The sequence below is a fragment of the Shewanella sp. NKUCC05_KAH genome, assembly GCF_019345585.1.
GTDB classification, from domain to species: Bacteria; Pseudomonadota; Gammaproteobacteria; order Enterobacterales; family Shewanellaceae; genus Shewanella; species Shewanella oncorhynchi.
The window spans coordinates 172,586-195,375 of the sequence record NZ_JAHKQZ010000003.1 but is presented as its reverse complement, the minus strand read 5'-3'; the positions used below and the strand labels follow the sequence as shown (position 1 = coordinate 195,375).

At 44.4% G+C, this 22,790-nt stretch carries 20 protein-coding genes and 1 other annotated feature; of the genes, 5 read left to right on the top strand and 15 right to left on the bottom strand.

All coding sequences use genetic code 11. The features are described 5' to 3' along the window. Positions 1 to 68: 68 nt before the first annotated feature. The 3 genes from thrC to thrA all read right to left on the bottom strand — a co-directional run bounded on the left by thrC (position 69) and on the right by thrA (position 4,851). On the bottom strand, positions 69 to 1,352 hold the full coding sequence (gene thrC, locus KO533_RS04545) for a threonine synthase (protein ID WP_028760794.1): 1,284 nt from the start codon (positions 1,350 to 1,352) through the stop codon (positions 69 to 71). Positions 1,353 to 1,423: 71 nt separating this feature from the next. Next, complete coding sequence (thrB, locus tag KO533_RS04540; protein WP_219253028.1) at positions 1,424 to 2,386, bottom strand: homoserine kinase; 963 nt, start codon at positions 2,384 to 2,386, stop codon at positions 1,424 to 1,426. Continuing rightward, positions 2,383 to 4,851 (bottom strand): bifunctional aspartate kinase/homoserine dehydrogenase I, encoded by a 2,469-nt coding sequence (gene thrA, locus KO533_RS04535; protein ID WP_219253026.1) that lies wholly within the window; start codon positions 4,849 to 4,851, stop codon positions 2,383 to 2,385. Before thrA ends, thrB begins: the two co-directional genes overlap by 4 nt. 640 nt (positions 4,852 to 5,491) lie before the next feature. Between thrA and slyD the strand changes: the two genes are divergently transcribed. Continuing rightward, positions 5,492 to 6,148, top strand: a complete 657-nt coding sequence (slyD, locus tag KO533_RS04530) for a peptidylprolyl isomerase (RefSeq protein ID WP_028760797.1) — start codon at positions 5,492 to 5,494, stop codon at positions 6,146 to 6,148. Between the two features lie 237 nt (positions 6,149 to 6,385). Further along, positions 6,386 to 6,757 carry a hypothetical protein gene (locus tag KO533_RS04525; RefSeq protein WP_028760798.1) on the top strand — a complete coding sequence of 124 codons (372 nt, stop codon included), beginning with the start codon at positions 6,386 to 6,388 and terminating at the stop codon, positions 6,755 to 6,757. Between the two features lie 64 nt (positions 6,758 to 6,821). Here KO533_RS04525 and trpR read toward each other — a convergent pair whose 3' ends face one another. Then, a complete protein-coding gene (trpR, locus tag KO533_RS04520; RefSeq protein WP_028760799.1) occupies positions 6,822 to 7,097 on the bottom strand; it encodes a trp operon repressor in 276 nt (91 codons plus the stop codon). A 190-nt stretch (positions 7,098 to 7,287) separates the two neighbouring features. Here trpR and KO533_RS04515 point away from each other — a divergent pair, with 190 nt between their 5' ends. Continuing rightward, positions 7,288 to 7,737 carry a cytochrome c gene (locus tag KO533_RS04515; RefSeq protein WP_028760800.1) on the top strand — a complete coding sequence of 150 codons (450 nt, stop codon included), beginning with the start codon at positions 7,288 to 7,290 and terminating at the stop codon, positions 7,735 to 7,737. A gap of 73 nt (positions 7,738 to 7,810) precedes the next feature. Here the strand turns inward: KO533_RS04515 and KO533_RS04510 are convergent, their stop codons facing one another. Then, a complete protein-coding gene (locus KO533_RS04510) occupies positions 7,811 to 8,503 on the bottom strand; it encodes a cytochrome b/b6 domain-containing protein (protein ID WP_113940655.1) in 693 nt (230 codons plus the stop codon). 299 nt (positions 8,504 to 8,802) lie between these two features. Here KO533_RS04510 and raiA point away from each other — a divergent pair, with 299 nt between their 5' ends. Both raiA and KO533_RS04500 read left to right on the top strand, forming a co-directional pair. Next, a complete protein-coding gene (gene raiA / locus KO533_RS04505) occupies positions 8,803 to 9,159 on the top strand; it encodes a ribosome-associated translation inhibitor RaiA (protein WP_105249847.1) in 357 nt (118 codons plus the stop codon). 1,657 nt (positions 9,160 to 10,816) lie between these two features. After that, positions 10,817 to 10,933: a sequence feature (Phe leader region), on the top strand. 41 nt (positions 10,934 to 10,974) lie between these two features. Further along, entirely contained in the window at positions 10,975 to 12,969 is a 1,995-nt protein-coding gene (locus KO533_RS04500) for a chorismate mutase (protein WP_219253024.1), read from the top strand. A 174-nt stretch (positions 12,970 to 13,143) separates the two neighbouring features. Here the strand turns inward: KO533_RS04500 and KO533_RS04495 are convergent, their stop codons facing one another. The 10 genes from KO533_RS04495 to rpsP form a co-directional block, all read right to left on the bottom strand. Then, a complete protein-coding gene (locus KO533_RS04495) occupies positions 13,144 to 14,439 on the bottom strand; it encodes a sodium:proton antiporter (RefSeq protein ID WP_219253021.1) in 1,296 nt (431 codons plus the stop codon). A 43-nt stretch (positions 14,440 to 14,482) separates the two neighbouring features. Next, positions 14,483 to 14,818 (bottom strand): hypothetical protein, encoded by a 336-nt coding sequence (locus KO533_RS04490; protein WP_105249849.1) that lies wholly within the window; start codon positions 14,816 to 14,818, stop codon positions 14,483 to 14,485. 156 nt (positions 14,819 to 14,974) lie between these two features. Continuing rightward, on the bottom strand, positions 14,975 to 16,150 hold the full coding sequence (locus tag KO533_RS04485; RefSeq protein ID WP_219253019.1) for a hybrid-cluster NAD(P)-dependent oxidoreductase: 1,176 nt from the start codon (positions 16,148 to 16,150) through the stop codon (positions 14,975 to 14,977). Between the two features lie 74 nt (positions 16,151 to 16,224). Next, positions 16,225 to 17,889 carry a hydroxylamine reductase gene (gene hcp / locus KO533_RS04480; protein WP_219253017.1) on the bottom strand — a complete coding sequence of 555 codons (1,665 nt, stop codon included), beginning with the start codon at positions 17,887 to 17,889 and terminating at the stop codon, positions 16,225 to 16,227. Positions 17,890 to 18,105: 216 nt separating this feature from the next. Continuing rightward, positions 18,106 to 19,245: a bifunctional chorismate mutase/prephenate dehydrogenase gene (gene tyrA, locus KO533_RS04475; RefSeq protein ID WP_028760808.1), complete on the bottom strand. Its 1,140-nt coding sequence runs from the start codon at positions 19,243 to 19,245 to the stop codon at positions 18,106 to 18,108. Positions 19,246 to 19,272: 27 nt separating this feature from the next. After that, a complete protein-coding gene (locus KO533_RS04470) occupies positions 19,273 to 20,364 on the bottom strand; it encodes a 3-deoxy-7-phosphoheptulonate synthase (protein WP_219253015.1) in 1,092 nt (363 codons plus the stop codon). A 260-nt stretch (positions 20,365 to 20,624) separates the two neighbouring features. After that, complete coding sequence (gene rplS / locus KO533_RS04465; RefSeq protein WP_006080791.1) at positions 20,625 to 20,978, bottom strand: 50S ribosomal protein L19; 354 nt, start codon at positions 20,976 to 20,978, stop codon at positions 20,625 to 20,627. Between the two features lie 34 nt (positions 20,979 to 21,012). Then, positions 21,013 to 21,759 (bottom strand): tRNA (guanosine(37)-N1)-methyltransferase TrmD, encoded by a 747-nt coding sequence (gene trmD / locus KO533_RS04460; RefSeq protein ID WP_219253012.1) that lies wholly within the window; start codon positions 21,757 to 21,759, stop codon positions 21,013 to 21,015. A gap of 15 nt (positions 21,760 to 21,774) precedes the next feature. Then, a complete protein-coding gene (gene rimM / locus KO533_RS04455; protein ID WP_006080789.1) occupies positions 21,775 to 22,305 on the bottom strand; it encodes a ribosome maturation factor RimM in 531 nt (176 codons plus the stop codon). A 20-nt stretch (positions 22,306 to 22,325) separates the two neighbouring features. Further along, on the bottom strand, positions 22,326 to 22,577 hold the full coding sequence (gene rpsP, locus KO533_RS04450; RefSeq protein WP_006080788.1) for a 30S ribosomal protein S16: 252 nt from the start codon (positions 22,575 to 22,577) through the stop codon (positions 22,326 to 22,328). Positions 22,578 to 22,790 lie beyond the last annotated feature (213 nt).

The window sequence follows — 22,790 nt, the reverse complement described above, 5'->3', positions numbered from 1 at the left end:
CAAGCTCCCTTCCTGCTTTTACGCCATGTTATTCCACTGCTAGGCAGACATCAGTAGGGCTAAAGCCCTTAAGCTAATATTTTGAATAAATGCACTTTTAATGCAGCAAAATCTGCCGCTAATTCCGCAGATAAGATGGGCTTACTCGCAACAGCTTCAAGCTCAGGCGGCAAGGGTAAGTTAAGCGTTAACTCTCTATCCACAACATCCTTAAATTTAGCGGGATGCGCCGTCCCCAAAAATATACCCACTTCATCGGGCACTAAGGTTAAAGATAAGGCCTTAGCCGCAATCGCCGCGTGGGGCTCAGACACATAACCGTGAGCGTGTAACTCGGCCAGCGCCTGTGACGTTTGCTCCTCCGATAAGCGAATACCCACTAAGCTACTCAGTGGCCAGCCTAATTTCTCACAAATGGCTTCCACACGCGGCCAGTTACTGGGTTCACTCACATCCATAGCATTGGACATAGTCGCTTGAGTCGGATTGGGCTGCCATTGGCCATTGTCTAAATAACGCGGCACAGTATCGTTGGCATTGGTCGCGGCAATAAAGCGTTTAACTGGTAATCCCATTGCTTTAGCGAATAAACCTGCGGTGAGGTTGCCAAAGTTACCACTTGGCACTGAAATCACAGGATCGGCTTCATGGCGTTGTTTAGACTGGGCAACCGCTTCAAAGTAATAGCAAATTTGCGCGAGTAAGCGGCTGATATTGATAGAGTTCGCCGAGTTTAAGCTCAGCCCATCGCGGACTTCGGGATCATCAAAGGCGCGCTTAACCAGATCTTGGCAGGCATCGAAATCGGACGAGACGGCGACTGTATGGATATTCTTGCCCAACGTAGTGAACATCTTTTCCTGTAGTTCACTGATCTTACCCTTAGGATAGAGCACCACCACATTGACTTTCTCAAGCCCATAGAAGGCATCGGCAACCGCTGCGCCAGTGTCGCCCGAGGTCGCAGTCAAAATGGTTAAGCGCGTGTCGCCCACAAAGGCATTAACGCATTGCGCCATAAAACGCGCCCCAAAATCTTTAAACGCCAGTGTTGGACCGTGGAATAATTCAAGGCAAGCGCGCTGCTCATCGACGGCAACCAAAGGTAAATCAAAGTTAAAGGCACGCTCAACTAATTCATCGACCGCATCTTGGCCTAACTCAGAGGCAAGCCATGCGCCGAGTACTTTTTTACTGCGCTCAACGAATGGCAACGCCAGCAGCCCTTCAATATCGTCTAGTACGGGTATTTGACTAGGAAAGAACAAACCTCTGTCTTTACCTAATCCCAGTTGTACCGCTTCTTTAAAGCTCACTTTCTGCGAAGGGTGTTTTAAATTATATAGTTCCATGCTCAACTCAACCTTTTGATGCTAAACCTTAAATGCTAATTTGGGGTACTTAGTCTTAGCTAAATTAACTATTAATCGACTCTACGCGTGCCTTGCTCATCGAGGCGACACACGTGGGCAAAGCCACCCACCTCGGTGAGATAATGCGCCTCTAACCAAGCTTTAGCGGTATTTGCCGTGGCTAAATCATCGGTAATCGAAAACAGCGTTGGGCCGCTGCCCGAAATCCCCGTAGTCAACATGCCTAAATCGGCTAAAGCGGCTCTGGCATTGTCGTAACCCGGGATCGCGGCGGCGCGATAGGGCTCGGCTAACACATCCTTTAATACGCTGATCGCAAGCTTGGCATTCTGCTGGTAAGACGCATGCACAAAGGCGCTTAAATAACGGCCAAAATCGATAGTGACACTTTTATCATATTGATCTGGCATGAGTTTGCGCATCATTGCCGTTGAAAGTGAAATCCCTGGATAGGCCACAACCCAATACCATTCTTTAAAGCTGGGTATTGCTTCGCAAACTGTACCCGGCACATTGAGCATCAATTGCATGCCGCCCAAATAACAGGGGGCAACGTTGTCATAGTGCACACTACCGCTGATCTTCCCTTCAAACTCGCCCATCAATTCCAGCAAAGCTTGCTCGTTATAGGGTCTATCAAAATGTTCATTCAAGGCATATAACGCCGCCACGACAGAGCTGGCACTCGACCCTAACCCACTACCGACGGGCAGGTTCTTTTCCAGTGTGAGTGCCACGCCTTCATCTGCTTTACCAAGCGCTTCTAAAAACTCCTTACTCATGGCTGTTAAGAAGAATTCAGCACATTGGTACACAATATTGTCTTGCGGATTATCAGGCAGTTTATGGGCCCAAGCGCCAGTTTGCATGAGACTCACACCCGACGCTGCCGCGGCGATAGTCACTCTGTCGCCCAGTAAACTACCATCAATCGGCGCCAAAGCAGCGCCAAGTAAATCAAATCCGACTCCTACGTTACCCATAGAGGCTGGAGCGTAAACGGTCAAACTCATACACTCACCTCACGAGTCCAATTCAAGGTTCTTAATACATCGGCAAAGGCACCAGCAGCGGTCACTTCAGTCCCTGCGCCATAGCCGCGTAGCACAAAGGGAATGGGCTGATAATAGCGGCTATAGAACGCCAAGGCATTTTCACCGCCTTTAACGCTATAAAGCGGATCCTGTGCATCCACTTCGGCGATACGCACACGGCACACACCATCCTCAATTTGCCCAACATAACGCAGCACTTTACCTTGGGCTTTGGCCTGCGCCACTTTTGCGGCAATTGCGGCATCAACCTGCGGTAATCGTGCCATAAAGCTTTCAACATCACCTGAATCATCAAACTCGGCTGGCAATACAGATTCAACCTGCACATCACTGAGCTCTAACTTTAGTCCCACTTCACGGGCAAGAATGAGCACCTTACGCGCCACATCCATACCACTCAAATCATCACGGGGATCGGGCTCAGTAAAACATTTTTCCCGCGCCAGACCAGTCGCTTCAGAAAGAGTCATGCCTTCATCCAGCATGCCGAAGATAAAGGATAAAGAGCCCGATAAAATACCGTTAAACTTATGCAGTTTATCACCCGCAAATAACAGTTTTTTCAGGTTATCGATCACAGGTAACCCCGCACCGACTGTGGTTTCGTATAAGAATTGGCGACGCTGTTTTAATGCAGTTTGGCGCAGTGCTTGGTAATAAGCATAATCGCGAGTGTTCGACTTTTTGTTCGGCGTGACCACATGCAAACCTGAGTTCATCACATCCAAATACAGATCCGATACTTGCTCGCTCGAAGTGCAATCCACCAGAACTGGATTAAGCAATTGTTGCTCTTTCACCCATGCAAGTAACGCTGGGATATCACAAGCTGGCTGGCTATCGGCAAGCAAGCTAGACCAGTTGCTTAAATCGATGCCCGCACTGTCAAGTAACATCTTGTTCGAATTCACTATGCCGCATACACGGATACTGATGTGCTGCTCTTTGAGCATGGCAGACTGTTGTTTTATCTGCTCGAGCAGGCCTGCCCCCACATTGCCGCAACCCACTAAAAACACATCTAAATACTGCTGCACATCGAAAAAACCTTGATGACAAGCCGCCACCGCATGCTTAGTCTTACGCTGCTCGATCACAGTTGAAATAGACCGTTCGGACGAACCTTGGGCGATAGCGATAATATTCACGCTTGCCTGCGCTAACGCTTGGAAGAAACGCGCTGCCACGCCTTTGTGGGTGCGCATGCCATCACCAATCAAAGAAACGATAGCGAGCTCATGACGCATAGCAATAGGTTCAAGCAAGTCACTTTTTATTTCTAATTCAAACTCTTGCTCTAAGGCCCATTTCACTTTGGCCGAGTCAGACGTCGCCACACAGAAACTAATACTGTATTCAGAGGAGCTTTGGGTGATTAAAGACACTGACACGCCGCTGCGGGAAATCGCAGCTAAAGTACGGCTCGCCATGCCAACCATGCCTTTCATGCCTGGGCCTGATATATCGAACATGGTCTGGTTATCTAAATTGGAGATAGCTTTAACCTGCAAGCCGGTTTCATCGGCTTGGTTTGATACCAGAGTGCCGGGCGCATCGGGGTTAAAACTGTTTTTGATATAACAGGGAATATGGAACTGGGCGATAGGCGCAATCGTCTTAGGATGCAGCACCTTAGCGCCAAAATAGGAGAGCTCCATCGCCTCTTGATAGCTAAGTTGTGATAACAGCTTAGCATCGGCAACCACACGGGGATCGGTATTATAAACACCGTCAACATCGGTCCAGATTTCACAACTTGACGCATCTAAACAGGCGGCGAGCACAGCAGCAGAATAGTCAGAACCATTACGGCCTAACGTCACCACTTTGCCCTGTTCATCGGCGGCGGTGAATCCCGGCATTACCCATACGCGCTTTTCACCTAATGCCAACGCACGAAACCTTGGCTTACTTATAGCGATATCGACCACGGATTCTAACGGCCGACCTCGACCTAGAAACAAGGCGCGCGGATCGAGTTGAGCAGACGTGATCCCCTTAGATAGCATCACTTGTTCCATCAAGGCTGCAGATAAACGCTCACCTGCCACCACGATTTCAGCACGTATGCCATCGGGACACTCTTGCAGTAAGCTAATGCCACGTAATCTATCCTGCCAAATCACCAGCTGCGCATTAAGTCCAGAAAAGAGCTGTTCACTCTGCTCACTCGACAACATTGAAGTAACAGCATCTTGGTATAGCGAGGTAAATACCCGCTCAACATGCTGCAGCACAGACGAATAATCTTCACCTTTAACTGCTACATCAACCATTTCTAGTAACGCATTTGTCACAGTCGCTGGGGCCGATAGCACAGTGGCTATGGGTTCAAGCTTAGATGACTTAGCAACGATATCCGCCGCCATCGAGAATCGCTGCCAATTTGCAAGCGAGGTACCACCAAATTTCATTACTTTCATCTTGTTCTCCTGTACCGCGCCCGACTTAGAAATAAGAGCTAGAAACAAAAAAGCCCGCTTCTTTGTGGGAAGCGGGCTCATCGTTAAAATTCTTTAGGGTGTATCAGCCCGCCCCCACTGTTGTTGTAGTGGTGGTTGTAATAATGGTAGTTACTACGAAACCTAGGCTATGCATGTGTTTGGGCTAATCCATGTTAATTTCTTGATAAACAGAATTGCTTTTTTTACCCGCGCTTGTCAACCCCTAAAATGGATTATTTATAGGCAAATATTAACGCTTGATAAAATACTGCATCAAGATTAGTTAATATGAAGTTTTCTAGGGGTAAAAATGCGATTTACGCAATAGATAACTGTTGACGTCAACGTAATGCGGCACGAAACCATTAGATAATCACTTGTTTTCAATCTAATTATTTATAGTGCACGTTAAAATAATGCGTTATTTGTTCTACCTCATCACTCAGGCTAAATTGACAGGCTAACGAGCAAAAATCACATTACTCATCCTTTCTACCGTAAAGCACCGACAAATTTGCCTAAAAAAAACCTGTGCGATATCTAACATAAGCCACTTCAAATTATCGCCAGCACTAAAAAAGCACGTTATTATGCGCGCACATTACGAATTGGAGGCGATATGAAGATCACTCAACACAGCGCGGTAACCATTCATTACCGTTTATCAGATCAAGAAGGCAGACTATTAGAAGACTCTTTCGACTCTGAACCTATGCTATATCTACACGGCACTGAAAACCTGATCCCAGGTTTAGAAGCCGCATTAGACGGTAAAAGCAAAGGCGAAAAACTCGATGTCACTATTAGTGCCGAAGAAGCCTATGGGCCTTATCACGATGGCCTACGTCAAGCCGTGCCATTAGAAGCCTTTGGTGATATCGAAGATATCGTCCCAGGTATGCGCTTCATCGCTGAAACTGAAATGGGTCAGCGCCCAGTTCAAGTCATGGAAGTGAAAGACGATGTGGTTATCGTCGATGGCAACCATCCTTTAGCGGGCCAATCGCTCAATTTCAGCGTCGAAATCGTTGACGTTCGTGAAGCCTCAGCCGAAGAAATCGCTCATGGCCACATTCATGCCCAAGGTGGTTGTGGAAGCCATGGACATGATCACGACCACGGTGGTGGATGCTGTGGCGGTTCAGGTAAACAAGAAGCGGGCGGATGTTGTGGTGGTTCAGACCACGATCATGGACACCACCATGAAGAGCACGAAGCCTGTGACACACCTAAAACAGGTTGTGACGGTAATGGCGGCTGTGGTTGCCGCGGCTAAACAAAGCCTGATACCAGAAGTTAAACGAGAAGTTGTTTATCCGTAAGTGATTAAACTGCCATGGTTTAACCTTTTAAGATGCACGCCCTTAATTTAAGGTCGTGCATTTTTTATACACAAGCGTTTATAATATTCGTAATAGATAAATAACTGACTGGTAAATTGAAGTATTCAAATTTTATATGAATATTTTCAATTAGATATTGATATCGACCGAAGTTAAGCGACGGAGTGCTTATGTTAACCAAACCACTTTACGAAATTTTGCCTTTTGGCTACATGGCGCTCGGTAGTTCGAGTTTTATTGCACTCGACATCAACTATGCCTTGATAGCGGCAACTGTGGTATTTGTATTAGGTGCGAGGATCTACGTTATGCGTTCTCAAAACCGTCGAACAGACTCGGCTAAGCGGCGTAAATCGGGTTATCTTCCCGAGATAATTTATAACTTTCTACCTTTTATCTATCTCTTAGCGGCGCTGGCTATCTTTAAATTCCTTCCCAAGGATCTTTACCCAATTCTGGCTATCTGTTTACTCAGCTACGGCTTATACATTCTGGTTCGTCGTTCCCTCTATCGTCGTCATAAGCTTCCCATCACGCCTTAAGGCTTAGTTCTATTCACCACAGTAGGAGCAGATGATATTCACAAGAGTTGTATCCACATGAACACTAACCAATTAATTTTTGAACTTTCGCCCTATGCTCAGAAGACATATTCTTCAAATAATTAGAACAACGTGTAATCGTTGCAATACTGACTTCATATTCCGCAGCGATATGCCTTTGACTCATTTCCCCGTCTAGCAGCAATTGAAAGACCTTCAAACGTCCGGCAACGGCACTACGTTCTTCTTCGGTTAACAGTAAATGAAACAACACAGAAAGATCTTCATAATTGCTGTGGCTCAAAATTTTTTCTAATACTAGATCCCAGTTAGCTCGCATAATCACCCTTATAAGTACTGTTCAAGCATTACATTAGCAGTCTAACAGATTTAGCCTACTTACAAATAAATTGTTACGTTTAGCCGTCTTATCCAGACAAAAACTGACAAAATTGCTTCTAGTACATCAAGTTAATTTGTGTACAATAGGAGTGCAATGTCACACTTCGACGCTAATTTGTGAGAATACGATGAAAAAATTACTACTTACTCTCGTTGCCAGTACCTTATTGGCTTCAACTGCTCAAGCACACAATTTCGAAGACTCTAAAGATGCAATTGAATACCGCCAATCTGCATTTGGTCTTATTGCTTATAACTTCGGCGATATGGCTGCCATGATGAAAGGCAAAAAACCTTTCGAAGCAGAAACCTTCGCAATGCGCGCAACGAATGTTGCTGCATTATCCAAAATTCCTTTCGAAGGTTTTATTGATGGCTCAGACAAAGGTGATACCGAAGCCCTAGCCAAAGTTTGGCAAGACAGAGCTGATTTTGATGCAAAAATGAAAACCTTCCAAGAGAATGCTGCCATTCTGGCTACTGTAGCTCAAAAAGGTAATCAAGCTGAAATCAAACAAGCCTTTATGGACACTGGAAAAAGCTGTAAAAGTTGTCACGACATTTATAAGAAAGATTAGTTTGACGTTGTTTTTCCCATCAAAAAGCCTGCTAAATAGCAGGCTTTTTGTTGTTCCAAAACTAAGTATAAATCTACAGAACTTGCACTATTGGCCACATTAAATAGCCAAAGACCACAGCAGCGCATACTGTGAACAGCACTAAAGCAAGCCACTCAGACTTGAATCGAAGCTCGCTCTTCGCACTTGATGAAAAAGCAACCTTCGAGACTTTCTTGTAGCCACTGATCATAGCACCAACTAACTTATCCCCTTTCATGGCATGAATAATCACAGCCAGTACATGAATGGCACTCAGCAAGAGAATAAGGTTAAAGTTCGTTTTGTGTAACCAAGTCAAAAACCCACTGGTATCTGAACTGACATAACTATATAGCGGACCTTCGGTAAAAATATCATCGGTCGCAAAAAGGCCTGTAACTAATTGAAGGCTAATGATCCCAATCAACGCGATGACCATATAGCCACCGATAGGATTGTGTCCAAGTACCACAGACATCCCTTTAGTTCGAATCGATCTCAAGTAATCGAGTACAACTTTGGGGTGATGAACAAAGTGGCTAAACCTTGCCGTATCGCTACCAATCAGCCCCCAGAGGATCCTAAATCCAATAAGGATCAGCAAACTATAAGCAAAAATTTGATGCCACTGCATTTCGCCCGCATCGGCACTCCACCATAAAAGTGCCAACAGACACACCATGCCCCAATGGAAAATTCGCGTGGGTAAATCCCAGACCTTAATTTTAACGTGTTCAGTATTCATAAAATGGGCAAACTCAAAGTGACCGAATGGAATAAGTAGAGGTATTTTATCGGGATTCGGGATGAAACTTAAAGTAAATATAAGTAAATAAGGGCAAAGACTGCGGAGTTATCCCATCGAATATGGCCCCATTTAGCTGGCAATACAAGGCTTTTGGGCCAAGAATTATTGATATTTGTCTAAGTGATCAAATATCCAACGAACAGTATCTAATGGGCACAAAAACGTGATCTACATCTCGTTTTATAGTGCGAACCTTGGTAATCTGAAATCCAAGGAAACAACAGAAGGTTCGAAATATGCTAAAGATTACTAGCAAGCAACTTGAAGTCACATCTCCTATTCGCGAACGCATTGAAAGCCGTTTTGAAAAACTTTCAAGGCATGATGTGCAAATGATAAATCCCCATGTAATCATTACGGAGGAGAAACCTGGTTTCAAAATTGAAGCATCGGTTGGCATCCCAAATGGAGAACTCTTCGCTCAAGCAAAACATGAAAATTTATATACTGCGATTAACGCTATGGGCCAAAAATTAGAGAAGCAGCTGAATCGCATAACACACAAACCTGAAGCTCAACGCTCCACATCACTAACACCGACTAATAATGTTGTTGAAATTGACGACGAGTACGAGGAGGAAGATGCGGCATAAGTTAAATCTGGCGAGTGCGAGAAACGCACCACTTTGAGAGCAATAAAGTAGGAATATTTAATCAGAACACAGTTTTTACAAAAGCTTAGTGCAATCATTTTAACGATGAAAAAAACAGTTCTTTTGACTAAATACCTACTACACTTTACAAAGTGACAGCAAGAATCGAAGTGGTGCGGATTTAAATCGTTTCAAATATTGATTTACTTTAAATTTTGATTTACAAATATTGATTAACAGATCTTAAGTTCTAAGTAACGTTACTGGATATAACTAAGGAGCACTACTAATCTAAGCTATATAGTTTTAAGTACTAAGGTTTACTGTTAATGATTAATTTTACTTATAATTTCTACGTTTAAAAGTTCAATTTTTATTTTCAACTAGGTTCCACTTTCAATAGCAAGTTTGGAAAGGAGGCAACACAAGAGCGAACAATTTGATTTTAGAAACATTCAAGTATGTTGGCATTCACTAAAAGCAGTACTCAATTTTGACCCAATATCAGGATGACCACCAGAAACAAGCGGCATTGCTGAATACCAGAGTTAACATAAGGAGCCGAGTACAGTACAACGAGTACATTAGCAAAACCTTTAACTATCAAATTTTTATATCCACAATGGAGGCTCAGGTAAACATAAACAAAAATCACATTTACAAAAGCTACATGAATAAAAGCGTTTATTGTAAAACGGGTCAGCACCAATGCGTGCTAAACACTGAGATAAATGAGGTAACAACCTGTCACGTTTAGTTAGATGTAGATTAGTTATATGAAGAGAGTCATATTTACACTGATATGTTAGTTAGCGTTTTTAGCGTGTGATTTAATGTAAGTGTTTAATGCAAGTGTTTAATGTAAGTCCAATACGTTGGTTTGATTAAAAGTCATTAGTTTACTTAGTGTTATTTGTATAGTAAAAACTGTAAATCGTATAAATGTTTATTTATGTAATGTGTTAACGTTTACCATTAGTTGAGTTTTGATATTTATAGACACCTTAAATAATGTTTACTTATCAACTAAAAAGGAGGAAATCTAGACTTGACGAAAATTGCAATAACAGTAAATGAGAGTTTTTTATACGCTCCATGTATTAACATGTTAGGTTTTAAAGTAAAAAGTAATAATGGTAATAATGGTAATAATGGTAATAATGTAAGTAGCAAGACCTAAACGCGTGACAAGGCTAAGCTGTTCTTACAGCAAAATGTACCTAGTACAACCAATGAGCCGTAAATCGTTTATTTTTAAATGTCCGTTTTGTTAGTGTTAGTTTTTAATGTTATAGCTCCATGCAAGTGTTAATTGTTAAAATATAAGTGCAAGACATATCAACGTAAGTTCGCTGGTACTGCAAACTGCATAGTTTCAAGGTTATACGCTATGCTGCATAAAGTACTTGTTAATGTTCATTATAAATGCAAGTCGTTATCTAGTGAGTTGTCAACGTTTTACTGTTACACGTAAATGTAAGATAAACGAATGTGTTACCTTGTCCCACACTGACCATAAGGAGGATAAACTCGCTTGACCATATATACATACTTGAACCAAACCAGCGCACCCTCGGGTGCGCTTTCTTTTTAGATTACCTTTAAGAAAGTTTTGATTGACAGCTAAGCCCTAGCCCTTTAGTTTTAAGACTATGAAAATGATAACAGCAGCTTTTTTTACTTTCTTTTTTACACCCCCACTCTAGGAGGCGGATTTACTGTGTAAAAACGAAAGTAAAAATCCAAAGCCTCCCAACTGGGAGGCTTTTTTGTCTTAAACGATTGATAAAATACATGGCGGCAATTGAGGTCAGAATGCATACACCACAGCCTTTAAATCAAACCCGAGAGCAGATCACCCATCTGGATAATGAACTGCTGGCATTACTCGCAGAGCGCCGTCGCTTAAGTTTAGAAGTAGCCCGTAGCAAAGAAGTGGATGTTAGACCCATCAGAGATACCCAAAGGGAAAAAGAACTGCTCGCTCGACTAGTGAAAGAAGGCAGAGAGAAAGGATTAGATGCCCACTATGTTATCTCCCTTTACCAGAGCATCATTGAAGATTCAGTATTGAATCAACAAGCTTACCTTCACGGCCGCGCCAATCCAGAGACACAAAAACAACAGTATTGTATCGCTTACCTCGGTGCTAGAGGTTCATACTCTTATCTCGCAGCTACACGCTATTGCCAACGTCGCCAAGTTGAAATGCTGGACTTAGGTTGCCAAAGTTTCGATGAAATAGTGCAAGCCGTTGAGTCTGGACATGCTGATTATGGTTTCCTGCCGATTGAGAACACATCTTCAGGTTCAATCAACGAAGTCTACGACGTGCTACAGCACACCAGTCTGTCGATTGTTGGCGAAACGACGATTGAAGTCAGCCATTGCCTACTAGGAAAAGCTGGCAGTAAATTAGCTGATATCAAAACTGTCTATGCCCACCCTCAACCTATTAGCCAATGCAGCAGATATTTAACTCAACACAAAGACTTGAGACTGGAATACTGCTCAAGCAGCGCAGAAGCAATGGAAAAGGTAAACCAAAGTCCAGATAATAGTGCAGCAGCGATTGGCAGCGCCGAAGGTGGTGCACTCTATCAACTTGAGTCCATAGAAGCAGGTTTAGCTAATCAGAAGATCAACCAAAGTCGCTTTATCGTTGTTGCTCGCAAAGCCGTTGCCGTACCAGAGCAGTTACCCGCTAAGACTACATTGATCATGGCAACAGGCCAAAAAGCTGGTGCTTTAGTGGAAGCCTTACTGGTTCTAAAAGCGCATCAGTTAAACATGAGCAAATTAGAGTCACGCCCGATTCCAGGGACTCCTTGGGAAGAGATGTTCTATTTGGATATCGACGCGAATATCTCCAGTGAATCTATGCAGGCGGGTTTAAAGCAACTCGAGCGGATCACCCGTTTTATCAAAGTATTAGGCTGTTATCCTTGTGAAACAGTCAAGCCCACACAGCTGAGCAACAGCCAGCTACTGATTGAGCCCAGCACCTCTAAGGATCAAGTCATCAGCGAAAATGGTGCTAATGCCAGTCCAGTTCGATATAGCAAAGCCTATAAAGAGCAAGCCAGTGAAATCAACTGTGGCGCAATGACAATCGGTGCAGGGCATGTCGGTGCCATAGCCCAAATCACACTGAATAATGACATTTCACATTTAGCATTATCGGCTTTCGAGCAGCAAGTGAAGCAGCTTAAAGAAGCGGGATTCCAAGCCGTTTTGCTCAGCGCTGTTAATCAACTGACTATGGCAGAAGTTACTCTCGCTAAACTACGCCAAATCCTGCATCAATATGGCCTAGTGTGCATTATTGCCATAGCGCAAGAAGCTGATATGCCATTAGCAGTCCAGCACGCCGATATGTTATTCCTCGCAGGCAAGCAGATGTTTAACCAAACTTTACTGACTCAAGCAGGAACCCTACCGATACCTTTAATACTTGAGCGTAACGATATGGCAAGTTTTGAAGAATTACTCACGGCAACAGAAGTCATTTTAAGCCAAGGCAATCAGCAACTGGTTCTGTGTGACTCAGGCATTAGAACCTTAAATAACGCCAATCTACCTTCACTCGATTTAGCGAGCCTGATCCAGATTAAAGCCACGAGCCATTTGCCGATTTTAATCAACCCAAGTTATGCCGTATCAGATGATGCCCTATTGGTTCAAACACAAGGAATTAAGCAGCTTAAAGTGGATGGATTGATACTCAATTGTCCACTAGCTAGCAGTGATGACCATGAGTCGCTTAACTTAATAAGCGCTGTGGTACGGGAATTATATCGGGCAAATTAAAGCTTTGATCTTGAGTGATTTAATTTAAAGTGAAATGTGGTTAGTTCGAAGTGTGTTAAGGGATAAATGAGGCTTCTTTTATCCCTAATTGACTCAGACAAGCTTGCTAGCCAGTGTGATGACTAGCAGGCTTAATATTGTTTAGTATTGCAGCGCAGTGATCCTTTATGCATTTTAAGAAGAGCCAACAGCACTCGATGGTTCAGTAACGGCATTACTCCTACGGATAAGCCCTGTCATAGTAGAGCCCTGCACTAGAATCGAAAATACGACGACGGCATAGGTCATCACTAACAACAACTCCCGCAGCTCTACACCACCAATAGCATCTATGACGATACCCTCAGGCAAACTCATCGCCATAGCGAGGGCTAATCCTCCCCTTAAACCACCCCAAATCAAAATCGTCTCTGCATAGGGGTTATATGACTTAAACAATCGAAAGCCCAAATAAGGTAATAACACACTCATTGCACGCGCCAACAAGACTATTGGTATAGCCACAAACATAAACCACCATAATGGTGCTTTGAAAGTGACTAACAAAAGCAATAAACCAAGCAATAGGAAGAGTAAGGCATTAAAGAAGGATTCAATCAGCGACCAAAAAGTAAATAGTTTCACTCGCTCGTTACGAGCAAAAAACTTAGGCACGCTGAAATTTCCTATGATCATCCCCGCACTCACCATAGCTAAAGGACCTGAAACACCAAGCACATCCGCCATGACATATCCCGCGGTTGGGATCAGCAGGGTAACCAGCATTAATTGCGTTTCTTCCTCGCAGTAGCGGAAAAAATGATGCAGCAGAAAACCAAGCACGCCACCGTAAATAACCCCACCTACCGCCTCACGAATAAATAACTCAGAGATATGGATAAACGTCAGTGGCTCGGTGGAGAAAGCCAATTGCGATATTGCCACAAAAATCACTAACCCTATGCCATCGTTAAATAAAGATTCTCCTTCTACTTGAATCGCAATATCTTCCGGCGCACCCATTTTCTTTAAAATAGCCAAAACAGCGATAGGATCGGTGGGCGAAATCAAGGCGCCGAACAGTAAGCAGTGGCTGAATTGTAGCGGGAGACCTAGCATAGGCGCGAACCAAAATAACAGCCCACCTATAATAAATGTCGACAATAAGGTGCTTATAAAAGCAAGGATTAGGATCTCCCACTTTTGATGCCTCAGTATTTTTAAGCGGATTTGTAATGCGCCGGCAAAGAGTAAAAAACCGAGCATGCCATTGAGCAGTAAAGCTTGAAAATCGAGTTTCTCTAAGCCAGAGACAAAATACACATAAATGTCCCCACCTAAAGCCTTTCCCCCAAGGAGCAACAACAAACTCATTCCTAGGGCAATAGCTGTAATGGCCACAGTTTCCTGCAGTTTATGGACGCGAGAGGAGATAACCGAAGTCACTAGCGCCAACGCGCAGAGGACACACAGAATTTGGTAGCTGGACATAATAGCCTCTAAAAATCATCAATTTAGAGACTCTAGCACAAGTTTAGATTTCTAAACCATCCAATAGACTTAACCACCCTTTAATGATCCTGTGGCAAAACCAAATGATTCCAAAGAGATAAATCGAAAGACTGAGCCAAGTCAGTGGAACGCAATAGCCGAGCACTAGCAAGCCAAGAAAGGCGAGATTAGAATGCCGTTGCCAACGTAAATGCGACGCCAATAATGGATTACCATGGAATTGGCGTTGGGAAACATTAATGAACAAACTTAGCAGCACAGGAAGTAATAATAAGGGAAAACCCGACATCAAGGCGTACAACAAATGTCCCAGAGTACGGTCTTCAATTTTTGCGGCATAAGTGGTTGTCATTGTCATTGAGAGACTCCAGCCAGACTAATAGACTGGGCGCAAACATCATACGCCCTTGTCATTAACCTTACGTTCTCACTGAGATAAGCGCAACTAAGGATTAGAAATATTTCCATCCATTTAAAAATAAGTCACAAGTAAATGACGCTAATTAGCAGCACGTTAAAGTTTAAGCGTCACGTCGGATGCTAATGTTGTGGAGCAAGCGAGTACAAAACCGGCCTCAATTTCTGCAGCAGTCAGTGTCATCACGCTTGTCGATACCGTTTCTCCTTCCAAGACTTGACACTTACACGCGCCGCAAACGCCCGAACGACAGGCCGCAATAATCGGCAAACCTTCGGCCTCAATTCCCTCCAGCAGACTTTGCCCTTGATTTAGCGTCGTGCTTCGATCGCCAATAGACAAGGCGAAAGCCACTTCTGGTGGGTTTTCACTCGTTCCATCTGACGAGTTTGCTTGCATAAGCTGACTGCGAGCAACTTTCTCGGCCGTGGCAAAACTCTCATGGTATAACCGACTCATATCAAAATTGAGTTCGACCAATAAGGTTTTTACCGCTTGCATATAAGGTTCTGGCCCACAAAGGTAGATAGTACGCTCTGCAAAATCAGGTACTAAGGTTTGTAGCATCTGTGCACTTAACCGCCCGAAATCGAATGCTATCTTTGGTGAACACCCCAGTGTTTCAGTGACAGTCTCAAGTACGTAGCTGAGCTTAAATGCATTAAAACGGTTGGCCATAGTCGCCAATGATGACTTAAAAATAATATCATTCTCTGATCGCGCACTGTGCACAAAGGCAATATCGGCATCAATTTGTGTATCAGTCAGATAACGCGACATAGAGTACATGGGGGTAATACCGCAACCAGCACTCAAAAAAAGGTATTTCTGCGCCGTTATAGCTAACAGATTAGCATCTAACTTTTCAGTCTCTGGCTCTTTATGGCTTAGCCGAGCAATATCAAACAGATTAAATTGCCCCGCGGGCGGTAGCACTCGCACACTCTGGCCGAGTAATAGATTGTCGATAAGATAATTAGATACGAGTCCACCCGCAACACGCTTAATCGTCACCATCAAGGAATAGGGCCTAGATGGCGATGATGACAAGGTATAACTGCGGCACACTTGCTCGCCATTAATCTCAAGCACAAAGGTCATAAACTGACCGGGTTTATAGTCAAACTTCATCGGCTCGCCCGCTTGAAAACGAAAACTCACGACATCCGAGGTTTCATTCCAGCGTTCGACGCACACTAATTGATTAACACTTCCGGGTTTATGGGGCGAAACCGATAATGCCCGCGCTCCCGCTATCACACTCATGTTCATAGCATTTACCCACAAAACACTGCGGCCTCAGTAAACAAGCCAAAACCGCAGTTCAGCAACAATTCTTGGTTGATTTAAGCCACGTTTAACATATTTTTTAAATCGGCTTCGACTGTCGTGGTATTACGCAAGCCAAACTTATCTTCCAAAATTTTGGCTAAATTGGCCGTCAGGAACGCAGGTGGCGTCGGGCCTGTTCGAATATTTTTAACGCCAAGTGACAACAGCGTCAGCAGTACTACAATGGCTTTTTGCTCAAACCAAGAAAGCACTAAGCTCAGAGGTAATTCATTGATATCACATTCAAACACTTCAGCTAATGCAATCGCTAACTGAATCGCTGAATAGGCATCGTTACATTGGCCCACATCGAGCAAACGTGGAATACCGTTAATGTCACCAAATTCGAGCTTATTGAATTTGTACTTACCACAGCCTAGCGTCAGGATTATTGAATCCTTAGGTGTGGATTTAGCAAGTTCAGTGAAGTAGCTTCTGTCAGCTTTGTCGCCATCGCAACCGCCAACAAGGAAGAAATGCTTAATCGCACCACTCTTCACATTTTCAACCACGGCGGGCGCTGCGGCCATCAAGGCATTACGGGCAAAACCAATAGTGATAGTGTGTGGGATTTCATCATAGATAAAGCCTTCTAAGGCTAACGCTTTATCAATGACAGCCGAGAAATCATCTCCTTCGATATGCACCACACCAGGCCAGCCCACTATGCTGCGAGTAAAGATACGATCACTATAACTACCCACATTTGGATCGATAATACAGTTAGATGTCATCACCACAGCACCAGGGAAATTGGCAAATTCTTGCTGTTGATTCTGCCAAGCACTGCCGTAATTTCCGACAAGATGTGCATATTTTTTAAAGGCTGGATACGCCAGTGCAGGAAGCATTTCACCGTGGGTAAACACATTGATACCCTTGCCTAAAGTCTGCTCGAGAATAAGCTCTAAATCCTTCATGTCATGGCCAGAGACTAGTATGGCTTTGCCCTTAACTGACTTAGTGTTGACCACAGTTGGCTCAGGATGACCAAAGGCCTGAGTTTCACCCGCATCCAGCATTGCCATTATGCGGTAGTTCAACTGACCTATGTCCATAGCCGTAGTAAACAGCTTATCGCCATCTACACTCGGCTCACCTAAGAAAGACATGATTTCATGGAAGCGCCCTGCCACATCAGCATCAGTCTGACCCAACACGCGAGCATGCTCCATATAAGCAGCTGCGCCCTTAAGGCCATATAAACACAATAACCTCAATCCCATGATGTCTTCATGAACTTCATGCTTATCTTTATTCAGCAGTGCAATCGGTGCCTGCGCTAGCATTTCAATCTTACTGGTCCCCAACACTAACTGAGCGACTTGCGGCACTTGCTCAGCAGCAATACCGGCTTGTTCACAAGCCGCTTCGTAAGAAGCTTTTAACTGAGCACGATACTTAGCCGCCTGCTGGGTATAGGCCATAATGCGCTCATCATCGAAGTTGACGTTGGTGAGGGTCGCGAAAAAGGCTTTAGGCACAAAACTATCAATTTCAGCATCGATAATGCCCAGCTCGCGAGCTTTAACCGCATATACAGACACGCCTTGCAGCATGTAAATCAGCAAGTCTTGCAGATCGGACGTTGCCGCCAACTTGCCACACATACCCTGGGAATAACTACAACCATTGCCAGCGGGTGTACGAATGGTTTGCTCACACTGAATACAGAACATGGATAGACTCCTAATTTAAATTCATGCTTTATATTTGCATGTTTAAAACTAGTCTACCTAAACGTGCCATAAGCGACAGTCATTTCTAAAGTGAGATGCTAAATGTTAGAGAAAGATCACCTTAAGCAATTGCTAATTAATACAATGTGAACTGTTAAAAATCCATAAAAAAACGCCCATCAATGATGGGCGTTTTAAAGAGTAACTGTTTATTTATTAATTGGTTTTCATATCATTAACCGATTGCAGCATAATACGACTTTCGCGCTGGAATTGAGGGGCGAAATCCCCAAACCATTTGGCGACACTTTGGAACTGCTTAATAAACTCGTTCCTGTCACCCCGTTTTAGTAACTCTAACGCTTCACGGTAGTTATCTAAATAATCACCAATAGCATGCTGGCTATCTTGCTGGGCAAAAATAATATCGGCGTAAAGCTCTGGGCTTTGGGCGAATAAGCGCCCTACCATAGCCAATTCTAATCGGTAAATCGGCGAGCTAAATTGCAGTAAAGTATCGATATCTGCCTCTTCCTTACACAGATTCAAACCATACACAAAGGTCGAGAAGTGACGCATTGCCTGCACTAGCTGCATCGCATTGTCGTGACGCTCTGGTTCTGCTTCGACAATCCGCGCCCCCCAAATGGCGATCTGCTCAAGCAACCACTGGTATTTTTCCGGCGAGCGACCATGACACACCACCACGACTTGCTTCGCCAGACTGCCCACATCAGGGCCAAACATAGGATGAAAACCAACGACGGGACCAGAATGCGCCTCAAGCATGGCTTTAACTGGCTCAGTCTTGATGGAGGTCAAATCCGCCAGAATGCAGTCGGCTGGTAATTGGGTCAGTTTTTCACGAATAAGCTCACAGGTAATCGCAATAGGCACTGTCACTAACACCATGCCCGCATCGGCAAATAAGCTATCCGCTTGCTGCCAATCGTCTTTATCGAGCAAATTCACTTGGTAGCCGGATAAAGTCAGCATTTGTGAAAATAGTCCACCGAGTTGCCCTTTACCGCCGACAATCACCACTGAGCCAAGATCTTTTTTAACTTGCTTAAAACCAACATCTTTTTCATTGAGGTAAGACTCACGCATCAAGCGACGCAAAATATCTTCGATCAACTGCGGCTCGATTCCCATAGTTTTTGCTTCTTCACGGCGTTTAGCCAGCATGGCTGCTTCACGCTGAGGTGCATAAATAGGTAAACCGGCGCCGTGTTTCACCGTGCCCACTTGCGCAACGAGATCCAAGCGCTTACGCAGTAAGTGCAGTAATTGCTGATCAACACCATCAATCAGGCCGCGAAGGTGTTCTAATTCGGCCGTTGTTTTTTCATTCATACCTGAGTCCATTAAGCTGCAGCCAATTTAAGCGTTAGCTACTTTAAGCATATCGAAACGCGTTGGAAGTATTGAAGATAACTTCGCTGCGCCTTCCCGTAAAATGGTTTCTGTTTTTTCCCAATTAATACAAGAATCTGTTACAGAAACACCGTAAGCAAGCTCGCTTAATGGCTTATCACAACTTTGATTGCCTTCATTTAAATGACTTTCTAGCATGACGCCAATAATCGACTTATTGCCGTTATAAATCTGCTCGAACACATCTTCACAGACAGGCTTTTGGCGGCTGTAGTCTTTGGATGAATTGCCATGGCTGCAATCGATGATCAAACGTGCATTGAGTTTGGCTTTATGGAGCTGCGTTTCACACTCTGCCACACTCGCCGCATCATAGTTGGGCGTTGCACCACCGCGTAAAATCACATGGCCATCGGGATTACCTGCAGTTTGCAATAATGCGACTTGGCCCTGTTGGTTTATGCCCATAAATCTGTGGCTACTGGCCGCCGATTTTAGCGCATTAATCGCTACATCGAGCTTACCATCGGTGCCATTTTTAAAGCCCACCGGCATAGAAAGACCCGATGCCATTTCCCTATGGGTTTGCGATTCAGTGGTGCGAGCGCCAATGGCAGACCAAGTGACAAGCTCAGAAATGTACTGAGGACTGATAGGATCGAGTGCTTCGGTGGCAACAGGCAGTCCTAACTCAGCCAACCAAATCATCAGCTCACGGGCCATTTTCAGGCCTTTTTCGACATCGAAGGATTCATCCATATCGGGGTCGTTGATCATGCCCTTCCAACCTACCGTAGTACGCGGCTTTTCAAAGTAGACTCGCATTAAGATATAAAACTCATCACTGAGTTCATCGTGCAGAGTTTTAAGCCTTAAAGCGTATTCTTTTGCGGCGGCGATATCATGAATTGAGCAAGGGCCAGTGACAATCAATACTCGATTGTCACGCTTATGAACAATATCAGCCACAGTTTTACGGGCATTGAGGATATAACGATAAGCATGCTCAGAGAGTGGCAAGGCATTTTTAAGCTCTTGCGGCGTGATTAAGACTTTCTCTGAACTGATGTGTACGTTGTTAATCGTATCTTGTTGCATGCTTACCACCTAAGACTTAGTGTTTAACCCAGTTGTCGAAGCAGGACTTCAAGTCAGCTTGGGCATTCATTTCGGATATAAAATAGCGTAAATCCATCGCAATGTAATCCTGTAACGCTACACCATTACAAGCAGGCGACCACTATGCCTGTTCATTCTCTTTAGATCAAGTATAAATACTCAAAAAACAGCAACAAAAAACCGCCACTAGGGCGGTTTTCTGTGCGAACACTACGTCTTGTTTTCTGTAGCGGTAACTATTACTTAGTTGCCAGCTTCTCACGGATACGTGCAGATTTACCTGAACGATCACGCAGATAGTACAGTTTGGCGCGACGAACGCGACCACGACGCTTAACTTCAATGCTAGCGATCAGTGGGCTGTGCGTTTGGAAAGCACGCTCAACACCTTCGCCATTAGAGATTTTACGTACTGTGAATGCAGAGTGCAGACCACGGTTACGCTTAGCAATTACAACGCCTTCAAAAGCCTGTAAACGCTCTTTATCGCCTTCTTTAACACGAACCTGAACGACTACTGTATCACCAGCACCAAACGCAGGTACGTCTTGTTTCATTTGCTCATCGTTGAGCATTTTAATGATGTTGTTCATAACTTACTCCGTTCTAGAATTAACTGAGCTACGACTAAGCATGCTTGTTCATTGCTTCAACGAACTGCGCTAATAGAGTCGTTTGTTCGTCAGTCAGAGCTAGATTTTGCAATAATTCTGGCCGTCTAAGTAAAGTCCTACCAAGGCTTTGCTGTAAACGCCAGAGTCTAATTTGTTCGTGGTTGCCACTTAGCAGCACTGCCGGTACGTCAAGACCATCCAAGCTTTCAGGGCGAGTGTAATGTGGACAATCCAGTAAACCGTCGGAGAAAGAATCTTGCTCCGCCGAAGCTTGTTTTCCTAGCACGCCAGGAACCAATCTCGATACTGAATCTATTAGAGTCATCGCCGGTAATTCGCCGCCCGAAAGCACGTAATCCCCTATCGACCACTCTTCATCCACTTCCGTTTGAATGATGCGTTCATCAATACCTTCGTATCGACCACAGACCAAAATCAAACGTGATGATTGAGCCAACTCAGTGACGCCTTGCTGATCCAGCTTGCGTCCTTGAGGTGACAAGTAAATCACCTTCGCACCTTCACCCGCTGCGGCTTTCGCTGCATGGATGGCATCGCGCAAGGGTTGCACCATCATCAACATTCCGGGACCACCGCCGTAAGGCCTGTCATCTACCGTATTGTGTCTATCATGGGTGAAATCACGGGGATTCCACATGTGCAACTCGAGCAGGCCGTTTTTCACGGCTCGACCCGTAACACCAAAGTCTGTCACGGCACGGAACATCTCTGGGAACAGGGTTATTACCCCTAACCACATCTGTTGTACCTCGACTTAGAAGTCAGGATCCCAATCCACTAAAATCTGTTTACCTTGCAGATCCACCGTTTTGATGAACTGCTCAGGGACAAAGGGGATCATACGTTCCACTTTGCCGAAACTATCTTTAGCGTTGGCTTTAACGAGTAATACGTCGTTCGATCCTGTTTCCACGATCTGATCGACAATTCCCATGTTATAGCCTGTTGTATTGACCACTTCGCAACCGATGAGATCACGCCAGTAGAATTCATCTGCTGGCAAATCGTTCATCTGTTCCGGCAAAATCGCAATCTCACAATTTGTGAGCATTTGCGCTTGCTCCCGTGTTTCTACGCCATCAAGTAAGGCAACAACGGCCTTGCCTTGATAACGCCACTGGGTGACCTTTATTTCGCGCCATTCACCATTTTCTTTAATAAGCCAAGGTGAATAGTCAAAGATACCTTCAACAGAATCGGTATAGGCGGTGATTTTCAGCCAACCTTTAATGCCATGACAGGAGCCTAATTTCCCCAGTACGACTGGCTGTTGGTTACTGCTCATCAATCTATACCTTAACGCTATTAAGCTGTTGCTTTACGAGCGTCTTTGATCAGTTTTGCTACACGTTCTGTAGCAGCTGCACCGTTAGAAACCCAGTGCTCAACGCGAGCTAGGTCTAAACGTAAAGTTTCTTCTTGGCCACGGGCCAATGGGTTGAAGAAACCAACACGCTCGATGAAACGACCGTCACGAGCGTTACGGCTATCAGCAACAACGATGTTGTAAAATGGACGCTTTTTTGCGCCGCCACGAGCTAAACGAATGGTAACCATGCGTTTTCAATCCTCTAATGATTTGCTTGAAGCAAAAATAAAAACTGGAACCCCGTGTTCGCGAAGAGTCCCAGATAGAAAGCCGGAAGATTTTACCTGACTTTCCAACGAATGCAACCAAAGATGGCGATTATTACGCCTGCGCCCTCAGTAAGCGGTTCATTGTTGCCAGAGTCAACCGACTGATAAAGTGCTAAGTTTAACTAAAAATGC

Coding starts and splice junctions, on each gene's coding strand:
- thrC (WP_028760794.1), bottom strand. CDS start 1,352: ATGGAACTATATAATTTAAAACACCCTTCGCAGAAAGTGAGCTTTAAA.
- thrB (WP_219253028.1), bottom strand. CDS start 2,386: ATGAGTTTGACCGTTTACGCTCCAGCCTCTATGGGTAACGTAGGAGTC.
- thrA (WP_219253026.1), bottom strand. CDS start 4,851: ATGAAAGTAATGAAATTTGGTGGTACCTCGCTTGCAAATTGGCAGCGA.
- slyD (WP_028760797.1), top strand. CDS start 5,492: ATGAAGATCACTCAACACAGCGCGGTAACCATTCATTACCGTTTATCA.
- KO533_RS04525 (WP_028760798.1), top strand. CDS start 6,386: ATGTTAACCAAACCACTTTACGAAATTTTGCCTTTTGGCTACATGGCG.
- trpR (WP_028760799.1), bottom strand. CDS start 7,097: ATGCGAGCTAACTGGGATCTAGTATTAGAAAAAATTTTGAGCCACAGC.
- KO533_RS04515 (WP_028760800.1), top strand. CDS start 7,288: ATGAAAAAATTACTACTTACTCTCGTTGCCAGTACCTTATTGGCTTCA.
- KO533_RS04510 (WP_113940655.1), bottom strand. CDS start 8,503: ATGAATACTGAACACGTTAAAATTAAGGTCTGGGATTTACCCACGCGA.
- raiA (WP_105249847.1), top strand. CDS start 8,803: ATGCTAAAGATTACTAGCAAGCAACTTGAAGTCACATCTCCTATTCGC.
- KO533_RS04500 (WP_219253024.1), top strand. CDS start 10,975: ATGCATACACCACAGCCTTTAAATCAAACCCGAGAGCAGATCACCCAT.
- KO533_RS04495 (WP_219253021.1), bottom strand. CDS start 14,439: ATGTCCAGCTACCAAATTCTGTGTGTCCTCTGCGCGTTGGCGCTAGTG.
- KO533_RS04490 (WP_105249849.1), bottom strand. CDS start 14,818: ATGACAATGACAACCACTTATGCCGCAAAAATTGAAGACCGTACTCTG.
- KO533_RS04485 (WP_219253019.1), bottom strand. CDS start 16,150: ATGAACATGAGTGTGATAGCGGGAGCGCGGGCATTATCGGTTTCGCCC.
- hcp (WP_219253017.1), bottom strand. CDS start 17,889: ATGTTCTGTATTCAGTGTGAGCAAACCATTCGTACACCCGCTGGCAAT.
- tyrA (WP_028760808.1), bottom strand. CDS start 19,245: ATGAATGAAAAAACAACGGCCGAATTAGAACACCTTCGCGGCCTGATT.
- KO533_RS04470 (WP_219253015.1), bottom strand. CDS start 20,364: ATGCAACAAGATACGATTAACAACGTACACATCAGTTCAGAGAAAGTC.
- rplS (WP_006080791.1), bottom strand. CDS start 20,978: ATGAACAACATCATTAAAATGCTCAACGATGAGCAAATGAAACAAGAC.
- trmD (WP_219253012.1), bottom strand. CDS start 21,759: ATGTGGTTAGGGGTAATAACCCTGTTCCCAGAGATGTTCCGTGCCGTG.
- rimM (WP_006080789.1), bottom strand. CDS start 22,305: ATGAGCAGTAACCAACAGCCAGTCGTACTGGGGAAATTAGGCTCCTGT.
- rpsP (WP_006080788.1), bottom strand. CDS start 22,577: ATGGTTACCATTCGTTTAGCTCGTGGCGGCGCAAAAAAGCGTCCATTT.